This window comes from Myxococcus vastator (assembly GCF_010894475.1).
Classification (GTDB): domain Bacteria; phylum Myxococcota; class Myxococcia; order Myxococcales; family Myxococcaceae; genus Myxococcus; species Myxococcus vastator.
Map to the genome: position 1 here is coordinate 1 of NZ_JAAIYB010000447.1, position 6,614 is coordinate 6,614.

The 6,614-nt window shown below is 68.5% G+C and carries 6 protein-coding genes and 1 pseudogene; all 7 read right to left on the reverse strand.

Features of this window, described 5'->3' with window-relative positions; all coding sequences use genetic code 11:
- A partial coding sequence (locus G4D87_RS39060) for a DUF5953 family protein (protein ID WP_240358743.1) occupies window positions 1-456 on the reverse strand: 456 nt, incomplete at its 3' end.
- On the reverse strand, window positions 453-1,370 hold the full coding sequence (locus G4D87_RS30935) for a DUF6310 domain-containing protein (RefSeq protein WP_163786299.1): 918 nt from the start codon (window positions 1,368-1,370) through the stop codon (window positions 453-455). The genes G4D87_RS39060 and G4D87_RS30935, both read right to left, overlap by 4 nt.
- 143 nt (window positions 1,371-1,513) lie before the next feature.
- Window positions 1,514-2,218 carry an RluA family pseudouridine synthase gene (locus G4D87_RS30940; RefSeq protein WP_163786295.1) on the reverse strand — a complete coding sequence of 235 codons (705 nt, stop codon included), beginning with the start codon at window positions 2,216-2,218 and terminating at the stop codon, window positions 1,514-1,516.
- Window positions 2,215-3,672, reverse strand: a complete 1,458-nt coding sequence (locus G4D87_RS30945; protein ID WP_163786296.1) for a M16 family metallopeptidase — start codon at window positions 3,670-3,672, stop codon at window positions 2,215-2,217. The genes G4D87_RS30940 and G4D87_RS30945 overlap by 4 nt, the downstream gene beginning before the upstream one ends.
- 31 nt (window positions 3,673-3,703) lie before the next feature.
- Window positions 3,704-5,017, reverse strand: a complete 1,314-nt coding sequence (locus G4D87_RS30950) for a M16 family metallopeptidase (protein ID WP_163786297.1) — start codon at window positions 5,015-5,017, stop codon at window positions 3,704-3,706.
- A 27-nt stretch (window positions 5,018-5,044) separates the two neighbouring features.
- Window positions 5,045-5,710, reverse strand: a complete 666-nt coding sequence (locus G4D87_RS30955; protein WP_176411749.1) for a response regulator — start codon at window positions 5,708-5,710, stop codon at window positions 5,045-5,047.
- A gap of 2 nt (window positions 5,711-5,712) precedes the next feature.
- A pseudogene (locus tag G4D87_RS30960) lies at window positions 5,713-6,614 on the reverse strand (serine/threonine protein kinase); the annotation flags it as partial.

Below are 6,614 nucleotides of genomic sequence, written 5' to 3' on the forward strand. Positions count from 1 at the left end.
ACCTTGCAGCGTGGGTGCTGTCTGATACGCGATGTCCACATTGGCGGCGTACGGCGTTGCACTCCCCCAGAACGCGCGTGCGCCCTCCGCCACGGCTTCAAGCACAGCCGCCGCTGCCGCAATCACAGCCTCGCACAGTGGCATTTTCGCATGGACTTCAAAAAGGGGCTGACCGCCTGGACTGAAGAGTCCCGACCTTTCCCTTCCATCAACCGTCACGGGGTAATTCACGTCCCCGTTACAGACAACAGGGAACTCCCCGTCTTCAATGTTTTCCAGGAGCCAGGCATCACGCTGTGGCAATGGGATGGGGCGCCCGCTGTCTGAGAGCCGCCACTTCAGCCGCAAGCCGGATAGTGCCTGTTCCATTCCATGGATGACGTCGACCGCGCGACCGTCTTTACCCACGAGCGCAGGCGCGTATGTGATAAGGTTGAGGGTTCTTTGCTTAGTCATCGTGGGCATCCCGTGACGCTGATATTGAGGGACTCATCCTCGGCGAGCAGAGCGTCTTTGTGCGCTTGGGTGCTCACTCCGATCACGAAGCCATATCCACACGCCACTGCCATGTTTCGCTCCTTCTTGATTTGTTTGAGTTCCTTCTTGATCTCCATGTTCTGGACGAAGGCATTGTACTTATCAAATTGATGAGTCTTGATCTCCCACAGCACGCGCACGCCGACTTGCAGTGCATCGAAGCGTACTCCGCCCACGCTCACGTCCATGCCGGGATAACGGTTGGGCGGAAACTTGTCGGCGCACTCGTTATGCGGACCATCTTTGGAGGCGCGCGGCACCGGGATGGGCCTGCACTCGGGGCGGCGCTCTCGGTCCATTGGCTCGGTCGGCACCGGGGGGAACCCGTCCTGCCCCGCTGGCTCGGGCTTCAGCTTGGGCTTTCGTTGGGCTTCAGCTTCCCGGGATGACACCTTCGTTCCTCGTGAGGTCCCAGCTTCCTCGGGGTAGGCATGGCGGAGTTCATATGCGTCCAGCGCTTCCTTGATGGCGACGCCGACCACCACCACGCCAAGTACGATCACGGCCCCCACGGCAATCTCAGGAGCCGCCAGCACGCAGAACCCGATTCCCACGGCAGCGGCGCCAGCGGAGGCGACCGCGCATCTTCCCGTGGTGTCGTGGAACTCGATCCGGTCATGGTCAAGCGCTCGATAGCACCTCTCCACGAGCACGGGCCAACGCTGGGACGCCTCACGGACGACGCACCGTCCCCCATCAGTCCACGGCAGCGCCGCCGCACGCTGGAGATTGGAGAGCCTCGGGTCCGGCGCCGTTGGCACATTTCGACGCGGCGCCGACGTAGCGCAGGCCGAGAGGAAGAGCAAAAGTGCGATGCAAGCTCGGAGGCGCATCAGGGGCACGTCCTTTCCATCAAGCGCGATGCTGGAGCAAGGCTCACCTGCCCGGAGCATGCCAGCACGCTCTGACGCCTCAGGGAGTCACCTCATGCTCACCGTGACAGACGCCCTGGATGCCCAGGGCACGTCCAACGACTTCAAGGCGCGGTGACGGTTGTCCGCAGCAGCTCGCGAGCCCGCGCCATGTCCCCGGGCACGGGCGCCTCCACGGCGCGCGCCTCGACACCCGCCAGCGCAGGCCACTCCACCCGCGCGGCATGAAGCGGCGTACGAGCCAGCACCACCGCGTCCCCTGCCCCGCACAGCTCCTTCTCCGTCAGCGGCGCCGCACGTCCGTACTGATGGTCCACGAGCAGCGGGTGCCCCAGCGACAGCAGGTGCACGCGAATCTGGTGCGTCCGCCCCGTGAGCGGCTCGGCCTCCACCAGGGACGCGCGCTCGAAGGTCTCCACGGGCCGCACGCGGGTGCGCGAGGCCTTGGCTTCCGTGTCCCCCGGCCGAGCCACGCGCATGCGCCCCTTCCTGCCGGCCACCAGGGGCACGTCCACCATTCGCGGCGCCTCGACCCGGCCCTCCACCAGCGCCACGTAGCGCTTGCGCACCGTCCCCGCCTCGAAGGCTCCCGACAGGGCCCGGTGCACCGCGGCGTCCAGGGCGAACACCAGGGCCCCCGAGGTGTCCCGATCCAACCGGTGCACCACGAAGACCTTCTGGCGCCGCTGCGTCTCCAGCAGCTCCCGGAGCGAGGGGCCGCCTTCGCGCCCGGGAATGACGAGCATCCCGGGCGGCTTGTCCACCACGAGCACGCCGCCGCCCTCGAAGAGGATGCGGACGTCCGTCACTCGTACTCCGTCGCCGGCACCACGGTGATGGGGCCCAGGCCCTTGAGCTGCTTCTTCACCACGTCCGCCTTGCCCAGCACCACCACGGCGGGCGCCTGCGCGAAGCAGTACTTCCTCGCGGCGGCCACGACTTGCTTGGGCGTCACCGCGCGCAGCCGGTCCCGGAACTTCTCCACCCAGTCATCTCCCAGCCCGTGCAGACGGGCCTCGGCGATGCTCCCGGCAATGGACTCGTTCGTCTCCGTGCGCAGCGGGTACAGGCCGGCGAGGTAGGACTGGGCATCCGCCAGCTCGCGGGGCTTGAGCCCCTTCTCCCGGACGCCGCCAATCTCCGCCAGCGCCACGTCGATGATTTCGCGGGTGGACTCCGTCTTGGTGAAGGTGGACAGCGCGAAGACGCCCGCCGCGTTCATCGAGTCGAACCACGAGCTGACGCCGTAGGTGAGGCCGCGGTTGACGCGAATCTCGTTCATCAGCCGCGAGGTGAACCCGCCGCCCAGGGCGATGTTCATCGCCGTGGCCGGGAAGTAGTCCTCGTGCCCCATGCGCATGCCGGGGCCCCCCAGCCGCACCTGCGACTGCGTCTGGTCCGGCTTGTCCACGAGGATGACCCGCCCACCCAGGGCGATGCGCTCCGGAGCGGGGATGGCCACGGGCGCGTCCGGCCCTCCCGTCCAATCCGCGAAGGCCTCCTCGGCCGCGGCCGCCACGCGCCCTGGGTCCATCGCGCCCACCACGATGAGCATGGACACCTTGGGTCCCATGCGCGCTTCGTGGAAGCGCACGACGTCATCGCGCGTGAAGGTCTTCACCGTCTTCGACGAACCGCCCACGTCGTGGCCGTAGGGGTGGTCCCCCCACAGCGCGCGGACCATGGCGCGGTCGGCGATGACGGACGGGTCGTCCAGGTCGTTGGCGAACTGCGCCAGCTCGCGCTCGCGCGCGTCGTCCACTTCGGACTGCGGGAACGTGGGCTCGCGCACCACCTGGCCCAGGATGCCGAGCATCTGCTCGAAGTGCTCGGACGGCGTGGTGAGGGCCACCGACAGCGTGTCTTCACTCACGCCCACGCCCAGGCTGGCGCCGACGAACTCCACCGCTTCGTCAATGGCCTGCGCGTTCAGGCGGCGGGTGCCCCGGCGCAGCAGCCGGGCGGTGAAGTCCGCCAGGCCGTGCTTGCCGTCCGGGTCGGTGGCGCTGCCCGCGCGAATCACCAGCCGCACGGACACCATGGGCAGGGGCCCACGCTCGGCGGCGATGACCTTCAGGCCGCTGGACGTGGTGCTTTCGTGCAGCGTGGGGAGCGTGAGGGCGCTCGTCGTGGCGCGAGGCGCGCCCCGCTTCGACGCGGCCTTGCGCGGGGACGAAGCCTTTCGGGCGGCGGGGACCTTGCCGCCGGCGCGCTTCGCCGGACGTGCGAGGGACTTTCGGGAGGGGCTCTTGCGAGAGGCCATGGTGTCAGGGCTTTCCTTGGAGGGGCCGGGCTCAGGCTTCGGTGGGCGCGGGAACCAGCGTCACCACGGAGCGGTGCTCGGGCGCGAAGTACTTCGCGGCCACGGCCTTGACCTGGTCATTGGTGATGGAGGCGTAGGTGGAGGGCAGCGTCAGCAAGCGGCGCCAGTCGCCGAGCAGCGCCTCGTAGTGGCCCAGGGCATGCGCCCGGCCGCTGTTCGTGGCCAGCTCGCGCAGGTGGTCCGAGCGCAGGTTGTTCTGCGCCTTCTGCAGCTCGCGATCGGAGATGCCCTCGCGCGCGACCTTCTCCAGCTCCGCGTACAGTGCGGCCTCCACCTGCTTCGGGTCGGAGTCCGGCTTCAGGGCCAGGTAGAAGAGGATGGTGCCCGGGTCGATGCGCCAGCTCCAGTCGAGCATCAGCGACACGGCCAGCTTCTGCTCGTACACCAGCGAGCGGATCAGCCGGCTCCCCTCGCCCTTCGTCAGCACGTACTGGATGACGTCCAGCACGAAGGTGTCGTCATCGCTCGCGGCCGGCCCCCGGAAGCCCAGCATCAGCGCGGGGGACTGCGCGGGGTGGCGGACCTCGGCGCGGCGCTCGCCCTTCTGCTCGGGCTCGGAGTTGAGCACCGCCGCGGGCGCGGGCCCCTTGGGGATGTTCCCGTAGTACTTGCGCACCAGCGCCAGCGTCTTCTTCGGGTCAATGGCCCCGACGATGTAGAGCACCGCGTTGTTGGGCGCGTAGTAGGTCCGGAAGTAGTCCTGGCAGTCCTCGCGGCGGATGGCCTCGATGTCCGCCATCCACCCGATAACGGGCCAGCGGTACGGATGCGCCTTGTAGACGAGCGTGCCCAGCTCCTCGTCCATGAGGCCGAAGATGTCGTTGTCCACGCGGACGCGGCGCTCCTCCTTCACGACTTCGCGCTCGCTGGTGAGCGTGTCCTGGGAGATGCGCAGCGAGCGCATCCGGTCCGACTCCAGGTCCAGCACCGTCTCCAGCGCGTCGGCGGAGAAGTCGTCGTAGTACACCGTCAGGTCCGTGGACGTGTACGCGTTGGACCGGCCGCCGTTGGACTCCAGCGTCTTGTCGAACATCTTGGGGCCGTACTTCTTCGCCCCGTTGAACATCATGTGCTCGAACAGGTGGCTGATGCCGGTGATGCCGGGCCGCTCGTTGCGGCTGCCGACCTGGAACACGGTGTAGAGGCTGACAACGGGAGCCTGGTGGTTGGCGAGCAGCCGCACCTGGAGGCCGTTGGGAAGCGTGGCCTCGTGGACGTCGAACAGGGACTCGAGTGCGGGGTCCGCCACGCGAGTGGGTACTTTGCTCGGGGAAGCCTTGGGCATAGGGCCCCGAACCTAACCAGAGCGTGGCTATAGATCCACGACACCCGCACGCAAGGCCATCACCACGGCCTCCACATGAGAGTTGACGCCCATCTTCCGGTAGATATGCGACAGGTGCGTGCGCACCGTCCGCCGCTCCAGCGTCATCACGTGCCCCACCTCGGCGTTGGACAGGCCCTTGGCCACGTAGCCCAGCACCTCGAACTCCAGCGGCGTGAGCGCCCAGGGGTTCTCCGGCTTCTTGTCCTCCTGGGTGGACTTCGCCTGGACGGACTGGAAGTAGTTCCAGAAGCGCCTGGCGATGATGGGCTCCAGGACCGTCCCGCCCTCCATCACCTCCTGGATGCCGGAGCGGATCTTCTCCGGCCCCACCCGCTTGACCAGGTAGCCGGAGGCCCCTGCCTGGATGGCTTCGTAGACCTTCGTCTCGTCGTCGAACGACGTGAGGATGAGGATCTCCACCTCCGGGGCGCGGCGCTTCACCCGCTGGGTCACCTGGATGCCGTTGATGCCGGGCAGCTCCAGGTCCAGGAGGACGAGCTGGGGGCGGAGCTGGACGATGTCCTCCACCGCGGACTCCCCTTCCTGGGAAGTGCCCACCACCTCCAGTTCGGGAAAGGTGGCCAGCACCTTCACCAGGTTCTTGAGGAGCTGGGGTTGATCCTCGACGATGAAGATGCGGGTCGGGTCCATGGTCACCGCCTCGGAGACGTGAACGAGTCCACCAGCACCTTCAGGTGCTGGCCGCGCCTGATGCGCAGGTCCAGCTCCTTGGGCTCTCCGGTGGCGACGGACACCAGCTTGATTCGCCGGGTGCCCATCTTGATGGGATATCGGTTGAGGGGCGTGCGACGGCTCAGCCGCGCGCCGTCGATGTAGACGACCGCCGGCACATTGGTGGAGATGGTGACATACGCGCGCTGAGACTTCGGGGGCGGCCTCGGCTCGGGGGGCGCGTCCTCCTCGTCCCCTCTCGACGCGGCCTCTGGCGCGGGCGGCGGACGCGCCGGCACGGGCGCCGGCGGCGCGATGGGCGTGGCGGGCGATGGGCCCACGGGTGCGGCCTCTGCCTCCGCCTCCCGCGGGGTCTCCTCCGGCGCGGGGGCCGCATCACCACCGAGCTGCCACGCGGCCACCAGGAAGGTGACCAGCCCCACCCCGGCGATGGCCGCCGCGATGCCCAACCGGCGTCCATACCGGTGCTGGGCCACGGACAGCCGCTGCTCCGCGCTCATCAGGCGCCGGTGCACGTCCGACGTCGAAGACAGCGCCGGATCGGACGGCGGCATCGCGATGTCGTCACGCACGCGCGCCGAGCCCGGCTGCACCGCGGGCATCACGTCCGGAATCGTCTTGGGCCCCTTGGCCTCCACGGGCGCGCGGCGGATACGGGCGCCGCGGCGCCCTGGCGCGGAGACGGAGACCGAGCCCTCGTCATCCGCGGACGTCTCAGGCGAGGAGAAGTCCTCCACGACCTTGAGGCGCGGGTTGCGCCCGATGCGGGTGTGGCCACTCCCGCCCCCCACCGGCGACTGCTGGCGCCGAGGCTTCGGCGGGGCGGCACCCGGCGGCGCGTCCCACCCCTGCTCCAGCGGTC